General features: G+C 44.6%; 16 protein-coding genes. 11 read left to right on the top strand and 5 right to left on the bottom strand.

What is annotated here, in order from left to right; all coding sequences use genetic code 11:
• Positions 1-8 precede the first annotated feature (8 nt).
• The 6 genes from GMES_RS06235 (at position 9) to GMES_RS06210 (ending at position 13,460) form a co-directional block, all read left to right on the top strand.
• Entirely contained in the window at positions 9-1,343 is a 1,335-nt protein-coding gene (locus GMES_RS06235; protein ID WP_006991763.1) for a DUF7840 domain-containing protein, read from the top strand.
• Positions 1,344-1,743: 400 nt separating this feature from the next.
• Entirely contained in the window at positions 1,744-2,946 is a 1,203-nt protein-coding gene (locus GMES_RS06230; protein WP_006991762.1) for an efflux RND transporter periplasmic adaptor subunit, read from the top strand.
• 3 nt (positions 2,947-2,949) lie between these two features.
• Positions 2,950-6,111 (top strand): efflux RND transporter permease subunit, encoded by a 3,162-nt coding sequence (locus tag GMES_RS06225; RefSeq protein WP_006991761.1) that lies wholly within the window; start codon positions 2,950-2,952, stop codon positions 6,109-6,111.
• Positions 6,107-7,573, top strand: a complete 1,467-nt coding sequence (locus GMES_RS06220) for an efflux transporter outer membrane subunit (protein ID WP_407636006.1) — start codon at positions 6,107-6,109, stop codon at positions 7,571-7,573. Before GMES_RS06225 ends, GMES_RS06220 begins: the two co-directional genes overlap by 5 nt.
• Positions 7,574-8,018: 445 nt before the next feature.
• On the top strand, positions 8,019-9,950 hold the full coding sequence (locus GMES_RS06215; RefSeq protein WP_039986785.1) for a metallophosphoesterase: 1,932 nt from the start codon (positions 8,019-8,021) through the stop codon (positions 9,948-9,950).
• A 510-nt stretch (positions 9,951-10,460) separates the two neighbouring features.
• On the top strand, positions 10,461-13,460 hold the full coding sequence (locus GMES_RS06210; RefSeq protein WP_226990257.1) for a tetratricopeptide repeat protein: 3,000 nt from the start codon (positions 10,461-10,463) through the stop codon (positions 13,458-13,460).
• A 136-nt stretch (positions 13,461-13,596) separates the two neighbouring features.
• Here the strand turns inward: GMES_RS06210 and GMES_RS06205 are convergent, their stop codons facing one another.
• Entirely contained in the window at positions 13,597-16,239 is a 2,643-nt protein-coding gene (locus GMES_RS06205) for a TonB-dependent receptor (RefSeq protein ID WP_006991755.1), read from the bottom strand.
• A gap of 560 nt (positions 16,240-16,799) precedes the next feature.
• Between GMES_RS06205 and GMES_RS06200 the strand changes: the two genes are divergently transcribed.
• Together GMES_RS06200 and dgt are read left to right on the top strand one after the other, a co-directional pair.
• Entirely contained in the window at positions 16,800-17,606 is an 807-nt protein-coding gene (locus GMES_RS06200) for a hypothetical protein (protein WP_006991753.1), read from the top strand.
• 162 nt (positions 17,607-17,768) lie between these two features.
• Positions 17,769-19,217, top strand: coding sequence for a dGTPase (gene dgt / locus GMES_RS06195; protein WP_039986781.1), 1,449 nt, complete (start codon positions 17,769-17,771; stop codon positions 19,215-19,217).
• Between the two features lie 105 nt (positions 19,218-19,322).
• Here the strand turns inward: dgt and GMES_RS06190 are convergent, their stop codons facing one another.
• The 3 genes from GMES_RS06190 to GMES_RS06180 all read right to left on the bottom strand — a co-directional run bounded on the left by GMES_RS06190 (position 19,323) and on the right by GMES_RS06180 (position 20,729).
• Positions 19,323-19,574, bottom strand: a complete 252-nt coding sequence (locus GMES_RS06190) for a hypothetical protein (RefSeq protein WP_006991751.1) — start codon at positions 19,572-19,574, stop codon at positions 19,323-19,325.
• A 71-nt stretch (positions 19,575-19,645) separates the two neighbouring features.
• Positions 19,646-20,083 carry a cytochrome b562 gene (locus tag GMES_RS06185; RefSeq protein ID WP_006991750.1) on the bottom strand — a complete coding sequence of 146 codons (438 nt, stop codon included), beginning with the start codon at positions 20,081-20,083 and terminating at the stop codon, positions 19,646-19,648.
• 139 nt (positions 20,084-20,222) lie between these two features.
• Complete coding sequence (locus GMES_RS06180) at positions 20,223-20,729, bottom strand: LEA/WHy family protein (RefSeq protein WP_006991749.1); 507 nt, start codon at positions 20,727-20,729, stop codon at positions 20,223-20,225.
• Between the two features lie 341 nt (positions 20,730-21,070).
• On the opposite strand from GMES_RS06180, the gene GMES_RS06175 reads away from it, so the two are divergent.
• From GMES_RS06175 to GMES_RS06165, 3 genes are read left to right on the top strand one after another with little or no spacing between them, the layout of a single operon-like run.
• A complete protein-coding gene (locus GMES_RS06175) occupies positions 21,071-21,325 on the top strand; it encodes an HP1242/YdcH family protein (protein WP_006991748.1) in 255 nt (84 codons plus the stop codon).
• A gap of 51 nt (positions 21,326-21,376) precedes the next feature.
• Positions 21,377-21,844, top strand: coding sequence for a hypothetical protein (locus GMES_RS06170; protein WP_226990256.1), 468 nt, complete (start codon positions 21,377-21,379; stop codon positions 21,842-21,844).
• Positions 21,845-21,859: 15 nt separating this feature from the next.
• The gene (locus tag GMES_RS06165) at positions 21,860-22,495 is read left to right on the top strand and encodes a DUF2238 domain-containing protein (RefSeq protein ID WP_006991746.1); all 636 of its coding nucleotides are present in this window, start codon (positions 21,860-21,862) and stop codon (positions 22,493-22,495) included.
• Positions 22,496-22,559: 64 nt separating this feature from the next.
• On the opposite strand, the gene rnr is transcribed toward GMES_RS06165, so the two are convergent.
• Positions 22,560-24,806 (bottom strand): ribonuclease R, encoded by a 2,247-nt coding sequence (gene rnr / locus GMES_RS06160; protein ID WP_006991745.1) that lies wholly within the window; start codon positions 24,804-24,806, stop codon positions 22,560-22,562.
• Positions 24,807-25,066: the final 260 nt, after the last annotated feature.

Genomic DNA, 25,066 nt, shown 5'->3' with positions numbered 1-25,066 from the left:
TAAGGGCTATGCAAAGTAATAACAGTGGCTTATATCTTAAAGGGATTAGTGGGGGGTATGACGCTAAGTACAGCAGCAACCACTATTACCGCTACAATATTAATTACGCTGAAGTTGAAATGCGTGACCTTTGGCAATACACCTTAAATTTAACGTCTGACGAAAAAACGATATTAATTGCCCATGCTTGGGAGTTGCTTTTCACAGAATATCGCTATTATTTTACCCACCGCAATTGCGCGTATCATATTGCCAAAATGCTCGAGCTAGTATTAGAGCAAGACTTAATATCAAATAGGCGGCCTTTCGTATTACCCATCAGCGTATTTTCAGCCCTTGAGCAAGCAACAACGATTTCGGGTCACCCCGCCGTGCAAAAGGTAGAGCACACACTTTCTCGCCAAGCGCGGTTTAGACAACATTTTGCTGAATTAAACGTGACGATGCAGGAGAAACTGAGCGACATCGTTAATAACGCAAATACGCTAGAGGAGATCCAAACGTATCTCGTGGCGTTGCCACTGAAACAACAGCTGATGTTACTCGATGTCTTACTCGACTACGTCAATTTCAGCCTAGAATTAAATAAAGATGATAAGACACTGCAGTCACTTAAAAGAAATGCTCAGCGAGCACGTATCGTTTTACCAGCCAAAAAAGTGCAGTGGAGTACGCATACTGAAGTGTTGCCGCACACAGGGCAAGACCCCACCACAGTGCGGACGACATTAGGGCACAAGAATGACCACGGAGGCTTCGCAGAGGTCATGTTTCGCCCAGCCTACTACGACATGCTAGCCCGCGGCGGTGGTATCCTTGCAAACTCAGCATTATCAATGGCAGCGCTGACATTACGTGTAACGGATGGTAATTTGGCGTTGAGTAAATTAGATCTGCTGAATATAGAAACTGTCGATACCGGAGCGACCGGTTTACCGGGTGATATAGGTATAGCGTGGCAGCTGCGCTTGGGTAACGAACGAGACTATTTAGGGCCCGCGGATGTCAGTAATGAATTCTTCCTAGAAAGTGGCTTCGGTAAAGGAATTGCATTGGGTGATACAACGCTTTATGCATTGGCCCTCGGCAGAGTACAAACACCTGATTCACTTGATACGCGCTTTATGTTGTTACCGACGTTGGGCGTTCTATGGCAAACGGATGCCTATAAAGGTTTGTGTAAATTGGTGTTTCCGATCCGCATAGACAGCCATGCTTATCAAAAAAAGATAAAAAGTACCTGTGAAGTAAGTGCTTTTGCATCCAAGTCATCTGATATTCGTTTGGGTATCAGCCATCACAACAATACAGAGCTCTCCTTAAGCGGCAGTTGGTATTTTTAAACTAGACAAAAAATGAGTGCTCGCTTATTTACTTGCTGGTTGGTGCATCTTTTGGCCCGAAGAGCGCAGATTGAAAAGGCTCATTTAGCCTAAGCTGAACCGTGAGATTCACCGTATATATCAAGAGCTCTCGGCACTGGATTTAAGCGCCAGTTGCCGATTGTTTCAGCTGTTTTAAAAATTCGGCACTTTTACATACTTACTTACATTTAACCTTGCTCTAGGTCCTGTAGTTCCTAGCACTTAGGGCATTTTATTGATGTAAGTTAACCCTATCTTAACCCTCAGTTTGCTACTATTTTCGCCATTATAGGCAGTGACAACATTTCCTTGATTAACCATCGTTGGAAAGTTTGTCTTTTGTCTCACGTTTTTAATTTATCACGAGGAACGCTTTACCATGAAATACTCAACGTGTATCGGGGGGCTGTTATTAGCCTCTGTACTGCTAAGTGGCTGCCAGCAAGAAACAACTCAGCCTCAGGCTGCGCGTGTTACTGAAGTTGCTTATCTCATAGTGACCCCTAGCGAGCATAAAATTGAGACTCAGATGCAAGGTAGAGTGGTGGCCACGTTGACGGCTGAAGTCCGTCCCCAGGTCGGTGGTATTGTGCATGAGCGCTTATTTACTGAGGGCGAGTTTGTAGAAGAAGGTGACGTTTTGTATCAAATCGAGCCTGCCACTTTTCAAGCTGCTGTCAACGAAGCGAAAGCAAACTTAAACAGCGCTAAAGCAACCGTTGAAACCGCCAAGCTTAAAGATCAGCGTTTCGCTGACCTGTTGGAATTTGAAGGTGTTTCGCAACAAGATGCAGACGATGCACATGCAACCTATTTAGAAGCCAAAGCAGATATCGAACGTTTTGAGGCAGCCCTTGAAACGGCGCGCATCAACCTTGAGTTTAGCAAAGTAAAAGCGCCTATCTCAGGGCGGATTGGTATTTCTAATGTAACCCCAGGTGCATTAGTCACAGCATCACAAACGACCGCTCTTTCGACAATTCGTACCTTAGACCCTATTTATGTGGACATGATTAAAAGCAGCACAGAAATTTTAAAATTACGTCAATTGTTAGCCAAAACAGATATTAAAAAAGGCTCGACTGATGTTTCTTTGCTTCTTGAAGATGGCAGTGAATACGAGCTAAAAGGCCAGCTTAAAATGCAAGAAGTAGCTGTTGACGCCTCAACGGGTGCCGTGACGCTAAGAGCTGAATTTCCTAACCCTGACGGAGTGTTGTTGCCAGGAATGTTTGTGCGTACTCGAGTCAATGAAGCGGTTGATGACAACGCCATTCTTGTACCTCAGCAAGGTGTTTACCATAACCCGGCAGGTGATGCATACGCTTACGTAATTGACGAGGGCAACAAGGTGCAGTCGCGCGTGGTTAAAACCATCAGCGCAGTTGGTAACAAATGGTTTATTAGCTCAGGTTTAAAAGCGGGTGACAAATTATTGGTAGAGGGCTCAAGCAAGGTTGGCCCAGGTAGTGAAGTGAAAACGGTAGAAGTACAAATGCAGAGTAATGGCAAGATGGTTGCTGTTGCAGCTCAATCAGGCAATTCGTCTTCTGCCCCTTCTGCTGCAAAAGGGGGCGTGTAAAACATGTTTGCACGTTTCTTTATTGACCGCCCAGTTTTTGCCTGGGTTATATCGATTATCATTATGCTTACGGGTATCGCGTCTATTATGTCGCTGCCTATAGCACAGTATCCTACTGTGGCGCCCCCCGTTATCTCGGTAAGTACAACTTACACTGGAGCGGATGCAGAAACTGTTGAAAACAGCGTGACGCAAATTTTAGAGCAACAACTAACAGGATTAGATGGGCTGTTGTATTTTTCGTCCTCGAGTACATCTGACGGCTCTGCATCAGTAAATGTGACTTTTGAAGAGGGCACAGACGCCGATTTTGCCCAAGTACAGGTACAGAATAAGGTACAACAAGTGACCTCGCGCTTACCTGAATCAGTACAATCTCAGGGGGTAACGGTAACCAAGTCCAATACGGATTTCTTGCTGGTTACGGCGGTATATGACACCACAGATAAAGCCTCGGCGTTTGATATCTCTGATTATATTTCTTCCAGTATGGAAGATTCACTGGCACGAATAGACGGCGTAGGTGACACCCGCGTATTCGGCTCACAATACGCCATGCGTATCTGGCTAGACCCAACTAAATTGGCCGCTTATGAATTGATGCCGTCGGATATTACAACTGCTCTCGCGGCGCAGAACATACAGGTACCCGCGGGTAAAATTGGTGCTGTGCCTGCCCTTGATAATCAAGAGCTAAACGCCACCGTAACCGCACAGTCAATGTTAGAAACGCCTGACCAGTTTCGCGATATTATTTTAAAATCAGATACCAGCGGCGCCAGGGTGCGCTTAGGTGATGTAGCACGTGTTGAGATTGGCAGTGAAAGTTACGACGCCATACCGCGGTTAAACGGTCACCCAGCATCAGGTATCGCTGTGATGCTAACACCCGGTGCGAATGCACTTGATACCGCCACTCGCGTCAAAGACAAAGTCGCCGAGCTTGCTCTTAATTTACCTGAGGGCTATGAGGTCACTTTCCCTCGGGACAGTACGGACTTCATTAAAATTTCTATCAGTGAAGTGGTGCAGACATTGGGCGAAGCAGTGGTATTGGTAGTACTGGTTATGTGGTTGTTCTTACAAAACTGGCGCGCCACATTGATCCCCGCCATTGCGGTGCCTGTGGTGCTATTGGGTACGTTTGGAGTGTTATCGGCGTTTGGCTTTTCCATTAACACCCTAACCATGTTCGGCATTGTGCTCTCTATCGGCTTGCTGGTAGATGATGCCATCGTGGTGGTGGAAAACGTCGAACGCCTGATGCGTGAGAAAAACCTTTCGCCACGAGACGCTACCATCGAATCTATGTCTGAAATCAGTGGTGCTTTGATTGGTATTGCGGTGGTCTTGTCTGCGGTATTCTTACCCATGGCCTTTTTTGGCGGCTCAACAGGGGTAATCTACAAGCAGTTCTCTATTGCGATAGTGTCATCTATGACCTTATCTGTAATTGTGGCGTTGACCTTAAGCCCTACTCTGTGTGCCAGCTTCTTAACCCATAAAGAGCATAGTGAAAAAGGTAAAGGTTTCTTTGCGCGCTTCAATCGTATGTTCGAAAAGTTGACGGCCTCGTATACCAGCCAGGTAGGTAAAATCATCACCCGCAAAGTGCGCTGGGTATTAGGGTATGGCGTAATTATCGTGGTGTTAGGGTTATTGGTGGTACGTATGCCCACAGGATTCTTACCCCAAGAAGATCAAGGCAGTATTATGTTTCAAGTGAACATGCCTGTTGGTGCATCTATATCCAGAACACGCGACGTTTCTGAGCAGGTAGAGCAATACTTGCTGGAAAATGAGTCTGAAGATATTCAACGGGTGTTCAGTATTTCTGGTTTTAACTTCTCAGGTAGTGGCCAAAATGCCGGTATGGGCTTTGTGTCGTTAACCCCATGGGATGATAGAACTGAGGACGACCAAAGTGCAGATGCGCTGATTGGACGCATAAATAAGAATCTATCCACAATACGTGATGCAAGTATATTTGCATTGTCGCAGCCCGTTATTCAAGGCTTAGGTCAAAGTAATGGTTTTACCTTTGAACTGCAGGCGGCTGCTGGCACAAGCCGAGACGAACTCACTGCTTTAAAAGACGAGTTTATGGCCGCAGCAAGGCAAAGTGAGATGCTGATGGGGGTGCGCGAAGGGGCATTGAGTAACACTCCTCAACTGAAAATAGACATAGATCATGGCAAAGCGACGTCCCTTGGGTTATCGCTGGCGGATGTGTCTAACACGTTGACTGCTGCATGGGCTGGCTCGTATGTGAATGACTTTATCGATGATGGCCGAGTGAAAAAGGTGTATATCGAAAGTGAAGCGCAGTACCGCTCTAAACCAGAAGATTTGAATGATTGGTATGTGCGAGGGCAAAACGCGGATGGTGAAACCACCATGACGTCATTCTCAGCCTTTAGCACTTCGTCTTGGTCTAGTGCACCGCAAAGTTTGTCGCGTTTCAACGGTATTGCTTCGTATCAAATACAAGGCTCAGCTGCCAGCGGCGTTAGCTCTGGTCAGGCGATGACTGAATTAGAGCAATTAGTTCAAGAAGTGGGTCAAGGAAAGTTAAGCTTCGCTTGGAGTGGTTTGTCTTATCAGGAAAAGCTATCAAGCGGCCAGTCGACTATGTTGTATGCCATATCAATTTTAGTGGTTTTCTTAGCTCTTGCTGCTCTATATGAAAGCTGGTCAGTGCCTTTATCAGTCATACTGGTTATACCACTTGGGGTAGTCGGTGCTGCGCTGGCCTCAACCCTGCGCGGGCTTGAAAACGATATTTACTTCCAAGTGGCCTTATTGACCACCATAGGGTTGGCCTCCAAAAACGCCATACTCATAGTTGAGTTTGCTGAAGCGTCTTATCAAAAAGGCATGTCGCTAGTGGGTTCTGCTGTTGAAGCAGCTAAGCTTCGCTTACGCCCTATCATCATGACTTCACTGGCCTTTATGTTTGGTATTTTGCCATTGGCAATTTCATCTGGTGCTGGCGCAAACAGCCGAATTTCAATCGGTACCGGTATTTTAGGTGGTACGCTTACGGCGACGATTTTTGGGATTTTCTTTGTACCTTTATTCTTCGTAATCATTCGCGGGATCTTTTCAAAAAGACGCCCTGTTTATAATGATGAGCCTAAAAAAATGGAGAATGCCCGTGATTAAATTAACCACTCGCACTATACGCCCAGCATTATTATCAGTGGTGTGTGCCATCGAATTAGCAGGGTGTAGCTCGATGGCACCTGACTACGAACGCTCGGAATTACCGATAGCGAGCGACTGGGCGCAACAGCAAAGCAAAACTCTGGAGGAAACGCCAGGGTTAACTTCGCAAAAAGCAGCTGAGTTACCTTGGAGGCAGTTTATTCACGAACCTCGTTTAACCCAAGTGATAGAGCTGGCGCTTAGCAGCAACAGAAGCCTGCGTGAAACCTTGGCTGACGTAGAGTCTGCTCGTGCTACCTATCGTATTCAAAAAGCAGATCTTTACCCGCAGATCAGCGCAGGGTTGAGTGGTACACGAGCGAAGTCTTCTGATGGCGACATTTCAACCTTGTATCAGGCAGAAGCGGGTTTGAGTGGTTACGAGATTGACTTATTCGGTAAAAACCGCAGCTTGAGTGAAGCGGATATGCAAAGTTACTTAGCCAGTGCTGAAACCGCTAAGGCAGCCCAGATTGCCTTAATTGGTGAAGTTGCGAATGCTTGGTTGACGCTTGCATCTGACAGCAGTTTGCTCAGCCTTGCAAAAGAAACAGCGGGCAACGCGCAAAAAACAATGGATATCACCAAAAAGCGCTTGGAGCTAGGGGTTGATTCTAAGATTGATTTAGCCAGTGCACAGACCGTATATCATACAGCTCGCTCAGATATTGCCAGTTTCAACACCCAAGTAGAGCAAGATATCAATGCGTTGCGCTTATTGGTTGGCCAACAACTTGATACCACATTGTTGCCCAGTGCGTTGCCAGATGGTGCCGAGTTAGTGAGTGATATTCCAGCCGGACTATCTTCAGATGTGTTGTTGCAAAGACCTGATGTGCTTTCAGCTGAACACGACTTGAAATCAGCAAATGCCGATATAGGCGCGGCCAGAGCAGCGTTTTTCCCATCCTTGTCGTTAACAGCTACAGGCGGGTTAGCGAGCTCGGTGTTAGCGGATATTTTCAGTGGTGGCGCAAGTTCAATCTGGACATTGGCGCCGAGTTTAAATATTCCTATTTTTACTGGTGGTGCTAACGATGCCCAATTGGCGTTTACGCAGGCTCAAAAGCAGAAGTTTTTAGCGGCTTACGAATATGCGATTCAAAGCGCGTTTTCAGAAGTGGCTGATGCCTTAGCGCGTAAGGCGACCATTCAGGAGCAACTTGCTGCACAAGAGGCATTGGTTGCAGCGGCAACACGCAGCTATGACTTGTCACTTGCGCGTTATAAAGGTGGCGTGGACAGTTTTCAAAATGCACTAGAGGCGCAGCGGACTATGTACAATGCGAGCCAAACATTGGTCAGCACCCGTCAAACTGATCTCATCAACCGGGTTACTCTATATCGTGTATTAGGTGGAGGGTTGGCTGATGCCGCGAATGAGAATATGGCAGTTGCCGTGACCCCAGGAGAAGGCTAAGTCTTTAACTAGAATTTCTATTCAGTGGCGATGGGCGGCTAAAGCTCATCGCCGCATAACCGCGATTGTCTAGTGTTACTTATAGCCAAGAGCGGTCGTTTTCCTGTGATGGCCCTTCTTGGCTGACGGCCCTTCTCTACCTAAAAGTGCACATGGCACTGGCGTTATTGTCGAACCTGAATTTGGAAATATAGTGTCAATTTTTCTCGCTAAGGGGAATTTGCTTACCGCTCACATCTTTTTCATCCTGCAACATACCTAGCTTATAGCTGATTTAGTCGCCTTTCTGTCATAAACTAGTGAATTGTGAAAGTTTTATAACAGTTTTGCGATGTAACATTTCTGTCTTTCTACTCATCTAGTCTTTTCCTTGAATTATTTAGTCGTTCAAACTTCTTGGTTATGAATAAGCAATTCAACCTACCGTTAATTGATGAGAATGGAAATGAATAAAATGTCGAAGATAGCCCGTTCAATGGGTGCTGTATGTTTGATAGCTGGCCTTAGTGCCTGTGATGACGACAAAATAGTTGAAGTGGAAGTTCCTGTAGAAGACCCGGTCAGTGTTAACCCAGCTCACAAGCTATTGAGTGACCCGTTCTTACAAAAACCTTCTGAAAAAACAGTCAATGTAGTTTGGTTCACCAATTTTGAAGGTAGCCAACATAGCTTGACCTATGATGACAAAACGACCTCTCAAGTCACGACCACAGCATTAACCCGAATGATGGAAGATGCTTCATCGCAACAGTTTGGGGAAACCTACGATGCAGTGACGTATCGACCAATCTACCGTCATGAAGCGACAGCGACAGATTTGACTCAGGGAGAGCGTGTAAATTACTCCATTACGAGTACTGACAGTGACGGTTTTGAATTTACCAGTAGTACATTTACTTTGGCGCCAGAGCCTGCCAAAGATCAAGCATTGATGATACTGCTCACGTCTGATTTGCAGTCGAAAAAGAACGTTGTAGCGAATTATCAGAAGGTTGTTGAAACCGTTGGTACACCTGATGCGGTATTCTTCGCAGGGGATTTTGTAAACGTACCAGACCGCGCATCAGAATGGTTTGATCAGGCAAAAGACAATGCGCCTGGCTTTTTCCCTGCGTTACAAGGCCATTACCAAAAGTACTTGCCGGGGTTTCCTTACAACGGTGGCGAAATTCTGCAACATGCTCCGTTATTTGGCACCATTGGCAATCACGAAGTAATGGGTCGATACGCACCAGACGATGAAAGTTACAGCTTAAATGGCAGCTTTAATGATCCACAGCCCCAGTGGTACGCAGAGGTAGCGTACGAACAAGTCAAAGCCGAGGTTAACCCTAATGATGATGCTGATATTAAAGCACAGTGGATCGCTGATAACTCACACAATCAACAAAGCTTTTTAGATATATTCTCATTCCCTGATGATGGCCTAGGTGGTGAAGAGTATTTCTCTAGCTCGTTTGGCGATGTATTTATTATCTCGATGAATGTCTCAAGAATATGGCGCTCATGGAGTGTTTCAGGGGACAATAAATCTAAATTTGTAGAAGGTTTGAGTACCTTACAAGAGCCTTCTCAATGGGGATTCGGTGAATTCTTATTCGAACGCTTCGATAAGGACTCAGAGCAATACGCATGGCTAGAAAATACCATGCAAAGCGATGAGTTTAAGAATGCAAAATACAAAGTGGTTATGGCTCACCAAGGTGTTTTTGGCTTGGGAGACAATACAGTGCCGGTGCTTTCTCAGCCGGTAATGCAACTAGTACAAACCAGCAGCGCAGGTGCTGAAACTATCACTGAGGTGACTTTTCCTTTGTCTCAAGAGACATGGACTGACACGGTGGAACCCATGCTGGACGATATAACTGAAGTACGTTATCAGTATCCTTTAGCCCAAGATGTTTGGATGAATGACATTGAGCCAATGCTGCTAGAAAATGGCGTTAATCTGGTTCACATTGGGCATTCACACCTATGGAATAGAGCCCAAGTAGACAACATGCATTATTTAGAAAGCTCAAATGTGGGAAATTCTTATGGTGCTTACTACATAGATACCACGGGCGAGTATACTAAGGATGTACGCGCAAGTTATGCTGATTTTTGGGCTGATGTGAACTCGGATACGCCCCGTTGGTCAATCGCAAATTACCCACCCAATGGGGATCCGCATGGCAGAGCAATGAGTTTTCCGAGTGTGTTTAGCCCAATGGATTTTGAAAATGAAAATTACCCTAACTTGCCTTTTGTAACCAGTAATACGCTATCTGTATTTTCTGTTATGGATACTGGTACAGGAACGGTAAAAAGCTATGTTTTTGACCCAACTGACCTCGATTCACAAGTACAATTATTTGATGAGTTCTCACTAGATTAATCATTAAATAGCGAGACTCAAGATTACCCTTCGGATAGACGGACAGTAGTGCGTCAAAGCGCGCTACTGTTTTATTCCGTGCTAAATATGGGCTCTTATTCAATTTACTTAGGCACAAAATCATTGCCCAATGGTACGACAAGCTCACTAATCGCATTGAGTGATAGACATTTAACCCAGACTTACTACTATAAAGTGAAGAGCTAGGATGCTGTGTTTCTTATACCCCGTATATTGAATCTTTTCTTTCTTGAAATACTCAAAAAAACGACGATATAAACTGACCAAGTAAAGTTTGCTAAAGTTCATCACTCCACTTTCATCGTGTCAGCTAATTATCATTTGATATCAATAATGGTTAGATTCGAACTGGGTAGTTGAGTGCGTATGAACGGAACACATCACTGTCACTTTAAATCTTTTGTTAAGCAGCCCCGCCAAACAAAGACATCATCAGGTTACACAGCACACTTTTTAAATAAAATACTTCTTTTGCTTATCGTCGCTGTTTTGCCAGCAATCCTCACCACTGCCAACAGTCAAAGTAGTCAGACCAACAGCACAATGACATACGGCCAGTTGGGAGCGTCTTGGTACAGTAAAGGCGAATACGACAAAGCGATAGAGGCATTTCAGCAAGCCCTTGAAGACGACATTAACCTCTTTGGCGAAGCACACCCTAATGTGGCGACAACGCATAATAATTTAGCGCTCGCGCATAAAGCAAAAGGTCAATACGACAAGGCAATCACTTATTATCAGTTGGCACTTGTTAGCAGCATAGAAAACTACGGCGACGGCCATCAGGAAATCGCTTCTATTCGCAGTAACTTGGGGTTAGTTTGGCATGCCAAAGGGCAATACGATAAAGCCCTCGAATACTATGAATTAGCGCTTGCAAGTAGCGTTAAAAACTTAGACAAAGACTCCACGTTTATTGCAACGATAAGAAGCAATATCGGTTTAGTGTTCCAAGCCAAAGGTGACTACGACAAGGCCATCCGATACTACACGCTGGCACTGGAAAACGGCATTGCCACTTTGGGGGACGACCATCCCTCGGTAGCCATTCGGCGCAGTAATCTAGGCAGTGCGTGGGAAGCAAAAGGACAGTATAAAAAGGCGGTTGCGTTCTACGAATTAGCCTTAGAAAGTGGCATACGTCAACTGGGTGAGAATCATCCTACTGTGGCCACGAGACGCAACAAACTGGGTAATGTTTGGCAGATTCAAGGGCAGTACGGTAAAGCGATTGAATACTACACTCTCGCCTTAACGAGCAGTTTAAATTCTGTTGGAAAAGACCACCCTTTTGTGGCGGTGATGCTAAATAGTTTAGGTAGCGCTTGGGAAGCCAAAGGCCAATATAAAAAAGCGATTGAGCAATATGAAAAAGCGCTGCAAATCAACATACTAATTTTTGGTGAAAGCCACCCTGACGTTGCTAGCACGCGCAGGCAATTGGGCAGTGCTTGGCATAAAAAGGGTCAATACGACAAATCATTAGTGTACTACCAGCAAGCGTTGACGAGTGACATCAAGACGTTCGGAGCTGTCCATCCCAGTGTTGCAGACACGCGCAAGCGTTTGGGCAGCCTCTTACAAGCCAGAGGCCAGTTTGATGAAGCAACGAAACTGTATGAGCTTGCGCTCACCAGTAGTTTGGTGATTTTCAGCCCTGGCCATACAGAAGTTGCCAGCATTCATCGTCAACTTGGAAGCGTTTGGCAAGCTAAAGGCCAATACACGAAGTCGCAAAATTACTATGAGCAAGCGTTAAAAAGCGAGATAAATACATTTGGTGAAGATCACCCAAATGTGGCGTTAACCCATGCGCTACTTGGCAGCTTATGGGGGGCAAAAGGGCAATATGATAAGGCGATCGGATTTTATGATTTAGCCTATCAGAGCCACTTGCTTAAATTTGGGGATAGTCACCCAAGCGTGGCTAAAACTCGGCGTCAGCTCGGCCGGGCTTGGCAGGAGAAAGGGCAATACGATAAAGCCTTAGGTTTTTACGAGTTGGCGTTAACCAGTGATATAAAAACTTTTGGGGGTGAGCACCCAGGTGTTGCCGTTACGCATCGCCTGTTAGGCGGTCTTTGGCAAGCTAAAGGTGAGTACGATAAGGCTATCAAATACTATCAACTTGCTCTTAGCAGTAGCTTGTTAACCTTTACTGAGAGCCATCCCGAAGTGGCTGATACGCGCAGGCAGCTTGGCAGTGTGTGGCAGGAAAAAGGTCAATATGACAAAGCGATGGAGTTTTATGCCTCGGCGCTTGCCAGTGACAAAAAAACCTTTGGGGATAATCACCCTAACGTCGCCGTCACGCGCAGGCTTTTGGGAAGTTTGTGGCAAATTCAGGGCGATTACGACAAGGCGATTGAGTATTACGATTTGGCCCTGCAACACACGCTTGAAAAATACGGTAACGCACATCCTGAAGTCGCTAAAACATACAATCATCTAGGCAGTGCATGGCAAGCGCAAGGGCTATTTGATAAGGCCAACGAATATTATCAACTCGCCTTAGTGGGTGGTCAGCAATCTCTAGGTGAACAGCATCCAGTCGTGGCAACAACGCAGAGCCATATGGGCAGTCTCTGGTTGGCTAAGGGCCAATATGATAAAGCCTTAGGGTTATATGAGCAGGCGTTGGCTAGCACTATTCTGAGCTTGGGGGAAGAACATCCTGATGTCGCTGAGATACGCAGTAGTCTTGGTCGAATATTCAAGGCAAAAGGCCAATACGACCGAGCAATAGAATATTACGAATTGGCCCTTGGTAGTGGTATTGCAACCTTTGGAGAAGCCCATCCGTCGGTAGCCATAAGGTGGAGTAATTTAGGTAGTTTGTGGTCAGCCAAAGGGCAATATGAAAAAGCGATTGAATATTATCAATTAGCACTTAACAGTGGGATAAACACCTTTGGTCAAGACCACCCCGCGGTGGCCATCAGACAAAGTAACTTAGGCAGTGCTTGGGAATCGTTGGGAGACTACGATAAAGCGATACAATATTATGAGTTAGCACTACAAGGCGGTATTAAACACTTTGGTGAAGATCATCCAGCAGTGGCCAAAAGGCGCAGTAATTTAGGGAGTGTTTTTAAAGCACTTAAGCAATATGACAAAGCGATTAGCTACTATAAATTAGCACTGAAAAGCGGGATCCGCATGTTGGGGGAAAATCATCCGTCAGTCGCCATACGCCAGAACAGTTTAGCCAGTTGCTGGCAAGCGAAAGGGCAGTACGACAAAGCCATAACATATTACGAAAAGGCGCTGGCGATCTACGTGCAAACCCTCGGTGAAAATCACCCGAATGTGGCGGCGACGCGAAGCAATCTTGGTAGCGCATGGTACGCGAAAGCAGAGTATAAAAAGGCGATTGAATATTATGAAATGGCGTTAGCTGCGGGATTAGTTATTTATAACAAAGACCATCCATTCATTAGCGCCATGCGCAGCAACATAGACAATGCTAGGGATGCTCGTTGGCAATAAAAAAACCGGCAGCTGCCGGTTTCTTTGTTTAAGCCAATCCACGTGACAAGCCACGCGAATAAGTGATCCCTTATTGGCGTGGAACGGAACGTGGAATGGTATTACTCCAACTTCATTAAATAATTAGCCACTGCCGTTAAAAGCGTTTTCTCAGTGTGATGCCAAACGTAGCAGGGTCAGAAATATAGGCGTTGAATTTACCCTCTTGCAAAGGCGTATTAAAATTCACATGGTTAATATATTCCTCGTCCAGCACATTGCGACCCCAGAAAACCAAATCCATATCGTATTTCGCGAAGTTCATAAAGAAACGCAAGTTAAGCAAGCTGTATGAGTCTTGCACGGCGAAGGGATCATTACTGCCATCTAAAACGACATCCCCCGTGTAAGAGTATTCAGCTACGATATGGGCATCGACGCCATCACTAATGATGAAATCCTTTTTCACTCTTAACATGGCATAGTCTTCTGGCTCGCCAGTTGGGCGGTCACCAGAGCGATCGCAATAAGGATTCGGTGCACCCGACTCCGAAATTTCTTGTCCGGGATCGGTAATACCGGTGTGCCACGTGTAGGCTATCCAACAATTGCCGCGCGTAAAGTTGTCATACTCCGCATTGACTCTGGCATACACAAAACCGACTTCAATAGTATCGGTAGGCAGCCACGTTAGCTCTACTTCTAAGCCAGAGGTTTTATAATCCCCTGCATTTTGTAGATTAAATCCTGTGCCGGTAAATGTATTCGCTTGAATGTCATCTACGTTAGTTGAGTGTATTGCGGCGTTAACCCTAAGATCTTGTTCTGGAAAGTCTCTCTTAATACCAATTTCCAGCGATCTGGATTTCTCAGCAGCGAATATAGGGTCGAAGCCTTCTGATATTCTATCGGTGTTGGTCCCCCCAGATTTATAACCTGTGCCGTATGAGACATACATGAGTGTGTTTCTATTTGGGGTGTAGCTGAGTTTCAGTGTGCCGGTAATTTGGTCATCATCTAAGGTATCAGAAATATCTGAGCGAGCAGCGGTAATGGCGCCAAGCGGATTGAACCCCCAACCCAGCGTTTGAAACGGAGCCAGAGCAGCCAGTGCTGCTTGGCCGTTAGCCGTTGTAATATCAATAGTATTGGCTTGAATGCCCGCCAAAACGTTACCGGCTACACCTGCACCGTAAAGTAGTGAGCCTGGCACAATTGACTCAGGATCCGCTGGATCACCAACCGAGGTGAAGAAGGTTGGAAAGGTTGAATCTGCGGGTAATACTTCACTAAAAATAGTCGAGAGATCCTTACTTTCATCGGTATAACGTAAACCTGTGGTTAGGGTGAGTGTTTCGGAAAGTTGGTAGTCAATTTGACCAAAAATAGCGTAGCTTTCATGTTTTTGATCTGCGCGGTGATCAAAGCTGGTCGATGCAGGGGCTGGAGAGGCCGACGCTGCAATAAGACCATTGGTCGCGATGCTTAAAGCATCAATGCCAGCGAGCAGATCATTGAATGCTCCTTGCGCGAAGCCAGCCAGAAAAAAGTCATTGAATTGCTCGCCAGTATATAAGCTGTAATCGAGATCTAAATCTTGCCTAAAGTAGTAAGCGCCGAGTATTCCTGTGACGCGGTCACTCGTGTAATCGATTCGTAATTCTTGGGAAAATGAATTTTGCTGGGAGTCATTTCGTGTGCCAAACAAATGAGCATCCGTAAAGTCGCTGTCTATGTTGTCATAGGAGTCGAAATTACGATAAGCGGAAATAGACACCAAGGTAAATTGCTCATTGATATCCCAGTTCAACTCAGCTGACAACCCGCTATCTTCTACCTGTGACTCAGGTAAAAATGACAGTGCGACTTTGTAATCGAAAAAGTCACTTCCATCAAATATAGTGGCATTAAACGGCGCTTGAGATAGAAGACTGTCGGTGCCAAATTTACCTTCTATACCCGTGGCTTGAGCATTACTGACTTGTACTGGTGCGGCGCAGCAAATTTCATCAATTTCCGCGTAATCAGCAATAATGCGCAAAGTGACATCGTCACTTGGAGTATATAAGGCTTGAAGTCTCGCGCCCCAGCGGTCTCGATCATTTAGGACGTCACTTCCTGTGCTGACTTCGCTAACGAAACCATCACGCTGACTACCAAAACCAGTCACGCGGAATGCCAGTATATTATCAATAGCAGACACGGACGCCGCAGCGGAATAGTTAAGTAAACCATAATTTCCAACTGTGCCTTCGATAAAGTTATTCGCACCATCATGGCTTGGTGCAACGGAACGGATCAGAATTGCGCCTGAAGGCGTATTTTTCCCAAATAACGTACCTTGAGGGCCGCGAAGCACTTCCACGGCTTCGATATCCACTAAATTGTTGACCATAGAGCTTTGACGGGCACGATAAATACCGTCAATGTAGAGCCCTACTGAGGGATCCAAACCAAAATTTTGTGACGAGGTGCCTATACCGCGTATTGAGAAGCTAGTGTTGGTCACATTCTGGGTTTGAAATGCAGAGGAGGCTGGCACCATGCTAGCCACATCAAAAATATCTTTAAGTACAGCTTGGTCAAGTTGCTTACCAGAGAAGGCGCTAACTGAAACAGGCACCGTCTGCATACTTTGACGACGCTTTTGCGCTTCAACTGTAATGGTTTCCAGACGTAGTGTTTCTACCTCTTCTTCGATTTCTTGCGCGCTAACAATAGGGATGGGAACCCCCAATGTGAGCGAAATCAATAGTGCGATAGGGTTCTTTTTAAGCTGGCCGGTATTAGATTTATCCATATGTGCGTGTCCTTTTGTTCGTTGCTCTTATCCATGTTTGGTTAACGTTTATTCTGGTTAACATGTGCACAACTAGAGATTTGTTGACCAGTATTTTGTTATCGTTTTTATTGGAAACCCCGCTTTATAATCATGGGGATAGAGCAACTATAGTTGGCGAAAAATAGCATCGCCAATCGATTTTAATACGCGATGGTTTGCGACCTCTAGAATGTGCATTCTTTTTTAGAGTGATTAACTTACCCGTTGATATTATTGAAGTTCACATTTTAATTGGGTTGCAAGACTCTTTGCCGGTTTACTGTTTTCCCACTTGGCGCTCCGTTATTAGCATTGCCCCTCAACAGGCGCAGATTAATGTGTCATTATGTAGATTATAAATGCCAGAAACGGATGTTCAGGCGACGTTTGAACAGACATTTTGATTTATGCAGGCATGCCAGCAAGCTGTTGTTATTTGTTTTTTCTGATTAATTGTCAGCGCAGCAAATAACCTTACTTAGCCATAGATGTACAGTAGAGCAGCACTACCTCAAACCCATTAATGAAGTTAGTGACACATGATATATTGCCTTTTCTTGATATATGAGCCCGTTAACTTAGAAAAATCGCTATTACGTCTCCATCGGTTTCTCACCTCAAGCGGAAAAAAAGCTAAAATTCTCGTCATCAATAATGGCGAGCAGATACATAGCTCATCATTAAACAATATCGAGTTTATTCCTGGGGATAACCGCTATTTTGAGTTCTCTGGCTGGCAAGCCGGTAAACAATACTTAGAAAAGAATTATACCTTGCAAGACGGCGATCTATTTTGCTTCGCAAATGACACCTACGACAAGAACCACTATTTTTCTCGTTTAACTGCATGGCTATATAATTTAAAATCAAAACAGGCTGCAAAGCGCCAACGTGGTTTCATTTTAGGACGGGTTGATAGCCGAAATACAGAATATAAAGTGGATAAGTTGCCCTTATCCAAATGGATTTCATCTTATTTTTTTGTGTTGGATTATACTGCATTCCAAGCACTGGTTTTTCTCAATACGCGTCTTTGTTCAGCGGTAAAGGAAGTCACTGACGAATCGATTTATTTTGATCAAACCGTTGTTGATACTCCCATGCAAGAACATATCAATAGCTGGCTGAGGCCAACTGGAAAAGGCTGGTATCGGGCTCATTCGAGCGATAACGATGTCATTCGAAATAAAAGTGTCGCTATTTTGCATGAGAAATACTTAAGTGCGGTGTTAATGGCTAGAAATATTGAATTTATTCACGTGTATAGCGGGCGCATTGGCAGGATAGTGCATAAATTTGATAAACGGGTGCAGAGATTCCGCTTGCGTTATCGCAAGCCCAGTTAGCCACCTAGTCGTTAGTTCAAGGTTGGTATTTTTTAGCATAACCTTAAATCACTAGCTTCAATTGCGTTAGTCGTAAGCCGTTGTTTTATTTCGTGTAAAAAAGTGTCATGTGATGAACCACTGTTGTATTGTCAGTGAACATTAATGCTGCAAGACGTTCCCATGATTGATTTTTCCAAAAAGCTAACAAGTCATCGACTTCACAATACGAGAAATAGAGAGTCCGTCAAATCGATACTCTTCGATTTTGAAAGTGATCGCGGCCGTATAATCAATTCGGCAGCGGTGCGCAGGTTGCAGCAAAAGACCCAAGTATTCCCTTTAGAGCGAAATGCAGCGGTTAGAAGTCGGCTGACTCACTCATTAGAAGTGCAGCAAGTTGGGCGATTTATTGTGCAGAGCATATTTAATAAATTAGATAGCGCTAAACAGGCAGAATACAACCTTGCCGAATTCGAGCGACATTTAGAAAGCGTGGTGGAAATGGCGTGCCTCATGCACGACATAGGCAACCCGCCTTTCGGTCATTTCGGTGAGCAGGCAATTAATGACTGGTTTACACTCAATCTTAATAGCTCCTTTCCTGCATACAGCGACGGTGAATTCACGTTCAATACGGCGTTACAGCGAGATATTTGCAACTTTGAAGGTAACGCCCAAGCGATAAGACTTATACACTCGCTGCTGCAATTGAACCTCACTTTTAGTCAAGTGGCGAGCATACTCAAATACACTCGCTGCGGTACTGATGTAAAACCGGATAAAAGCGATAAGCTTGGTTATTTACAAAAAAAGGTTGGCTTTTATTTCAGTGAAAAAGAGTACGTCGAAACCTTGTGTGACACCTTAGGCATGGAGGTTGGGCATCGTCACCCCGCGTCATACATCATGGAAGCTGCCGATGATATCTCCTACTGTATCGCTGATCTCGAAGATGCCGTTGAAAAAGGCATTTTGGGTATTGAAAAGTTGCAAGCGTCTTTGTGTGAAGAATTTCTGTTACTGCTGTCTGAATTCGACTTGGATCCCAGCAAGAATACCATGCAAAGTTTAACCTCAAAAGCCTATAAAGCCGCGCAAGCGGATGACATATCAAAAGACAGCCAATTCTTCATATCCCTGAGAGTTGGCGTACTTCACCCCTTAGTGACTCATGCTGTTGAACGCTTTATCAATAATATCGATGGCATATTTCATGGCTCGTTTAATCAAGCGCTTTTAGAAGATAGAAGCACAGCTCATGCGCTATCTGAAGCGTTCAAAAAAGTCGCTTTGAAGTATGCATTTTGCAATAAAGAGGTTGAAGCAAGGGAGTTGCAAGGTTACAAAATTATCAGTGGTTTACTTGATTGCTATCAACCTTTACTCAAGTTGACTAAAGCGCAATTCACTCAGGTATATCAACAACAAAAAGACGCGCCACTGTTAGCAAAAAGACTGGTGAAAAAGTTACCGGGTAAGCACTTACGAGCCTATTTGCATGCCATCCATCATGATGCCAGTGAAGAGCTGGAGTTTTACTACCGTTGTCGTTTGCTGCAAGACTATATTAGCGGCATGACGGATCAGTATGCATATGATGAATACCGCGCGCTCATGGTGGTGGATTAATCACCGCTGCGAGTTTCATCCTTGTATGTGTTTAATTGCAATGGGCTAAAACCAAGCTCGAGTAAATCATAGTCTGTTTAAATCAAAGCTTATGCAATGCGCTGGTTATTTGAACCGCACCTTACCGCCGATTATTTTTAGTGCAGGTGTGCCGCGTACTAGCGTATCTCTGGCAAAAATGGTTTCACACTTGGGGCATGTTCCTTCAACGCTGGTGAAGTCCTTGCTTATCCTTTCTTTAAAGCATTTTACTAAGGCCCCTTTACCGCCCTTTTTATAGCGAAAAAGTTGTTGCTGACAGTTAGCGCAATAAATATCGACGCTTTTAGTGGGGGCTTTTGAATTTGGTTTTGCCATTATCGTTTTTGAAGAGAGGTACTGAACTTGTACACCAACAATCTATAGAATTTCTTCATTTTAACGAGCGCTCATTCATCACCGAAAATGAGTTGCCAGATATCAGGGCTACGCTCTTTGTGATAACGCTTTCTCAGTTCAGCCACTTTTTCCAATTGAGCTTTGGCTGCAGTGATATCGTTGTGCGTCAAACTGCGATGAACTAGGCTCAATTGCGCCTGCACCTCACTTAAACCCTGCTGCAAGATGGCGTGGCGTTTTTTGTCAAATTTCACTAATTGCACCGATGCCACCAAGTGTTGTAATTTATCGATGCGGCCTAACATGGTGCTTGGTTCAGTTGTTTTCATCGCTTGTTTATATGTCAAAGACATCGTCTTCATGGTGGCTTCAACATCGGTACTCGCGGTGACTGTTTTAAAAGCCTCTTGGGAAATAGCTTGATTGCAAAACAGTTGAACGGCGCATATAACGACTAGCGTCAAACGTGTACCTTTTAAGAACGACATTTTGTTACTCTTGGGATTGAAAGCGGCGCGTAGTTTAGCACAAATGGTTAAGTGCTTTCTTTGCACTGTAATTTACTCATATTTTACCAAAAGACTTGGCCAGCATGGATTGACTTGTGGAGGAATTAAAAAGCGTTTTTCAGTTGCTACTTTTATTTAAGCCAAATGGAATAAGGCCGCTGCGCGTAACAGGAATGCTTCCCCATAATCCCTTGCTGGTGAATATTTTAGCGTTGATCTCGTAGGCCAACTCTTGAGGCTTAGAATTCATAATATCGAGAAGTACCCGACCGGAATTGAATAGGCTCGCGCTTACGTCAACTTCAAAGGTATTGTCGCTTAAAGGTTCAAGCACAAACTTTTTATCACTCACCCCCGTAGCAACTTGCAAACCACGCAGATTCAGTTTGAAGTTCATGCCGTCTACCGGGAAAGAGATATTACTCGGGTTGGTCACTCGAAACGTCAGACGAAATCGCTGCTCTAGGCCTTGAGCCGGAAGCATACTCAAGTTGGTCAACTGCAACTCAGGCTTCTCAAAATCAGGGCTAAGGGTGGCGCAAGATGACAACAGCATAGCGATGAATATCAGCTTGAAGATATGCCGTGTACATACCACGACGCGCCCTTGAAGGTTTGGCTGCATAATCTATAAACTCCTTTTAAAACCCAATTTTAGAAGAAAGCACATCATCGCCGCAGCGGGTAGGGGAGTCAAACTTTATGCGTCGCTTAGTTATACAAGCCTGCTTAAGCTCAATGGGCACAGGGCGAGCGATTCGCTTGCCACTATCCCTGCTGGGTATGCGAGACAACCAGTAGTCGGCCAGTTACTTTAAAGAAAAGCTGCATTTAGGCTTAGCGTTTCGAAATGACATAACAACCGTGTTATTCGTTACGTATATCAGGCTGAAAAATGATAGGGATCAATATGTTTAACAAGCATCTGACTAGTATGGGGTTAAGCACTAACAACCTAGGATATTTATGCAAGAACTTGAGAAACACTCATTGGTAAAAGATCTTCCTGAGCATCATCACACCATTCGACACCTTAAAATGAATGACAGTCATTTTGCTAAGTTATTTACTGCACATCATGCACTGGAAAGCGAAGTACATGATCTGGAAAGTCGAAATACCCCAGTGAAAGATGACTATATTGAGTCACTCAAAGTAAAACGTGTTCATCTCAAAGATGAATTGCTGAATATCATTCAAAAAACAGAGCAAGCGCTGTAGTTGAAACGTCGAGTTGTATAAGGAAGCTACACCCATGAAGAAGCTATGCCAATGAAACTATTTTCAGTGACACCAAGCAAACTAGTCAGCGTCTTGACGATATGTACTATTGCGTTAGTAGGGTGTAGTAGTCAATTCAACTCGAACCTGCGCAAAGTGACCTACCCGCCAGAATTCAAATATACTGAGAAAGCGGATTTGAGCTCTGATATGCATCGTCTCGCTGCCCAGATGGCTTTGCTCGAAGTGGCACTTGGGATGCCAAGCGTCGAGGCTAAGAATGAGCCCGAACTGCAACGTGAAAAGGTACTCAAGGCGCTAGGGAATATGAGCAAAATTGCGTCTAATTTAAAAGCAGGTGACATGGGAGCCAATCACCCGTTTATGCAAGACTATATGCAAGGTTTCGTCAGCCAAATAGACGAAGCAAGAATTGCCGCATCATTAAAGCAACCTCGCTATTTTGTGGCAGGGAAAGTGTCAGGCGGCTGTACGAACTGCCACAAGGTCAACCGATAAAGATATGAAAGATAAATGGTAAACGGCAGCAGTGAGACAACAGATTTAGGTTGGTTGCTGCTGTTCATATTGGTGTTTACACTTGTATGGGCCAATTCAATTATTGGCACTACCGACGTTGCAAATTGGCTTATTGAAAATACGCTGACGGTCATCTCGCTGCTGTTTTTAATCATTACCTACAAAAAATACAAGTTCAGTATTGTGAGTTATTTTTTGCTCTGTGTGTTTTTATGCTTACATGTATATGGTTCAAAATATACTTATGCCGAGAACCCTCTAGGGTTTTATTTTCAAGATGTTTTTCATTCGCCTAGAAACCAATATGATCGTCTTGTCCATTTTAGCTTCGGTCTTTTACTCTACTATCCCATGAAAGAGTGCTTTTCAATATGGATAAAATACCCACCGCGAATTGCCTTCTTTCTGCCCATCACTCTTATACTGTCAATCAGTGCCCTGTATGAAATTTTAGAGTGGCTGGTTGCCGATATTTTCTTCCCAGCTGAGGGGGATTCGTATCTAGGAACACAAGGAGATATATGGGATGCGCAAAAAGATATGGGGATAGCGTTTGTTGGGTCGTGTATAGCCGCTTTGCCTTTCTATCTATTTTGGTTATTTCGCCAGCTGAACGTCAAAGCGCCATAGCGAGTAAAAAACAGTTAAAGCCATTTCCAATAAAACTCGCCCATAGACAATTTTCCAGCGTGCTTTATGCCACTTCAAAGCTCATTTTTCGGGCGCGTAAATCAACACTTTTTAACACGACCGTTAAATCATCGCCTATGCGGTGAGTTTGTTGCCCGTTAGTGATTAACTGTTTTTGGGCGTCAAGCGTATATGCGTCACCTGTTAGACTCATCATACTGACTAAACCTTCTGCCCCCGTGTTTTCAAGCGTGACGAAAAAACCAGCATTATTCATTCCTGATATAGAAGCACTAAAAGAGTCCCCGATAAAAGGTTGCATGTATTTACACATAAGGGCATTTTCGACTTCTCGGCTAACCGTATCAGCTAAACGTGATTGCCCCGAACAATGATGACTTAAAAGCGCTACCTTTTCTGCCGTGTAGGGGAATGCATTATTCGGCACAGCCTTGCTGGTTGATACGCTGAGTTTTAACTGACGCAATAACCGTTTGAAACCGGATTCAGACTTGCTAGTGTCATTAGCGGATTTATTGCTTCGTAGCGTTGCTCTTATCGCGCGATGGGTTAACAAATCTGGGTAGCGTCTTATGGGTGAGGTAAAATGTGCATACGCGTCATAGGCTAAACCAAAGTGCCCTTGGTTCACGGGGGAGTATTCCGCCTGACTTTGCGAGCGTAATAACAGCATTTGAATGAGTTTGGCATCAGGCCTGTGGCTCACTTTTTTCAACAAATCATTATAGTGATGCGAACTTGGGCTATCTCCGCCGTCAAGGGTTAAGCCTTTCTCAGTCAAAAATGCGCGTAATGCAGTGAGTTTCTTTTGTTGTGGGCCTGAGTGCACTCTAAATAAACTAGGAATTTTATGACGTTGTAAAAATTGTGCCGTGGCGACATTCGCGCATAACATAAACTCCTCGATCATTCGGTGAGCGTCGTTTCGTTTTAACGGTGAAATACTCGCAATATTTTTGTGTTTATTGAGCTTGAGTGCGAGTTCTCGTGTTTCGAAGTCAATCGCACCGCGCTGCTTACGCTGTTTGAGCAGAACTTGGAAAAGAGCATGTAGGTTTTTCACATGGGGCACAATTGCTGGGCTAGAAGCAGCGGTAGTTTTGGCAAGCTTACTCTTGGGCTGAGTGACAAGCGCGTTCGCTTGATTGTAAGTTAGCCGAGCATGAGATTGAATCACGCCTTCGCTAAAATTAGCCTGTGTAACGAGCCCTTTTGCATTGATAATCATCTCACACATCATCACCAAGCGGTCTTCATGTGGATTCAACGAGCACAAACCGTTAGATAAAGCCTCGGGCAGCATAGGCACAACCTGACCCGGTAGATAAATCGATGTGGCGCGCGCTTGCGCTTCAATATCCAATGGGTCGTTGGGTAACACATAATGCGACACGTCAGCTATTGCGACTAATAAGCGCCAATCTCCTGCATCAGTTTTCTCGCAATAAACGGCATCATCAAAGTCCTTCGCATCAGCCCCATCGATAGTGACAAACGCCAAGCTGCGATAATCTACGCGCTGTGCTTTGTCGGCTTGTGATACTCGCGCGCCATGAGTATTCGCTTTGTCGAGCAATGCTTTCTCCCACTGGTCAGAAATACCGTGGCGATGAAGCGTCAATGTGCTTTCTATGCCCGCATCGGTCGCATTGCCCAGCACTTCAACAATTTCAACTTGAGTTTCTTGGCGAAAGTCAGGGTAGCGGGTAATTTTGCCACTGACATATTGGCCGACACGCGCTTGGTTTATGGAACTGTGCTCAACATGGATTTTATGTGAAACTTTAATGTCGTCGGGCACTAGAAAGTAAAACTTACCTTCACGCTGCAGCATGCCCACGACGTGGGTAGTGTTGCGTCGCTGTACTTTAATCAGGTTGCTGTAGGTACGTTTTGCGTTTTTCCCAGGCTCTACTAGCACTTGTACCACATCACCATCAAATACGTGTTTGAGCTGGTTCTTTGGCAGAAAGATGTCTTTTTCGATATCGCTATAGGTAACAAAGCCAAAACCCTCAGGGTGAATACTGATAGGGCCGCTAAGCAGCGAATCAGGATCAATTAATTGATAACCTTTGCGTTGAAATGACAGTTGGCCATCACGCTCCATTGCACGCAAACGTCTTCTGAGCGCTTCTTTTTCTTGAGGGGAATTTAGTGCTAAAGCATCTGCTATTTGTTCGCGATTTAAGTGTTTTTTTAAGCTACTAAAAAGACTAAGAATGAATTCGCGGCCAGGGATTGGGTTGTCATACGTACGGATGGTGGATAATTGTGCGGTTTGATTCAAATTAATAAAATTCTCTTTGAGCCGCCGATTGCTTTGTACTGGGTATTTTCAAATTAGGGATATAAAATTCTTAATGTAGGAAAAGGAATACGGGTTGAAGCATAAGGCGGGATGACTCGGAATATGAGCCGAAAAATAAAGACGAGGTTTTTTAAACTCGTTTAACAGGGTATTCAATACTAGTTTGAGATAAACATAATATTTGTTTCACTCATCACTGAGAATGAGTGAAACCATAGCGCAGTATTTAACTACGCAGC

It is taken from the genome of Paraglaciecola mesophila KMM 241 (genome assembly GCF_000315015.1).
Classification (GTDB): Bacteria; Pseudomonadota; Gammaproteobacteria; order Enterobacterales; family Alteromonadaceae; genus Paraglaciecola; species Paraglaciecola mesophila.
Note: the sequence above shows the minus strand (reverse complement) of the source record. Positions and strands in the feature narration are given on the sequence as shown.

Coding starts and splice junctions, on each gene's coding strand:
- GMES_RS06170 (WP_226990256.1), top strand. CDS start 21,377: ATGAAACTATTTTCAGTGACACCAAGCAAACTAGTCAGCGTCTTGACG.
- GMES_RS06180 (WP_006991749.1), bottom strand. CDS start 20,729: ATGCAGCCAAACCTTCAAGGGCGCGTCGTGGTATGTACACGGCATATC.
- GMES_RS06165 (WP_006991746.1), top strand. CDS start 21,860: ATGGTAAACGGCAGCAGTGAGACAACAGATTTAGGTTGGTTGCTGCTG.
- GMES_RS06175 (WP_006991748.1), top strand. CDS start 21,071: ATGCAAGAACTTGAGAAACACTCATTGGTAAAAGATCTTCCTGAGCAT.
- GMES_RS06215 (WP_039986785.1), top strand. CDS start 8,019: ATGAATAAAATGTCGAAGATAGCCCGTTCAATGGGTGCTGTATGTTTG.
- GMES_RS06200 (WP_006991753.1), top strand. CDS start 16,800: ATGATATATTGCCTTTTCTTGATATATGAGCCCGTTAACTTAGAAAAA.
- GMES_RS06185 (WP_006991750.1), bottom strand. CDS start 20,083: ATGTCGTTCTTAAAAGGTACACGTTTGACGCTAGTCGTTATATGCGCC.
- GMES_RS06205 (WP_006991755.1), bottom strand. CDS start 16,239: ATGGATAAATCTAATACCGGCCAGCTTAAAAAGAACCCTATCGCACTA.
- dgt (WP_039986781.1), top strand. CDS start 17,769: ATGATTGATTTTTCCAAAAAGCTAACAAGTCATCGACTTCACAATACG.
- GMES_RS06190 (WP_006991751.1), bottom strand. CDS start 19,574: ATGGCAAAACCAAATTCAAAAGCCCCCACTAAAAGCGTCGATATTTAT.
- GMES_RS06225 (WP_006991761.1), top strand. CDS start 2,950: ATGTTTGCACGTTTCTTTATTGACCGCCCAGTTTTTGCCTGGGTTATA.
- GMES_RS06230 (WP_006991762.1), top strand. CDS start 1,744: ATGAAATACTCAACGTGTATCGGGGGGCTGTTATTAGCCTCTGTACTG.
- GMES_RS06235 (WP_006991763.1), top strand. CDS start 9: ATGCAAAGTAATAACAGTGGCTTATATCTTAAAGGGATTAGTGGGGGG.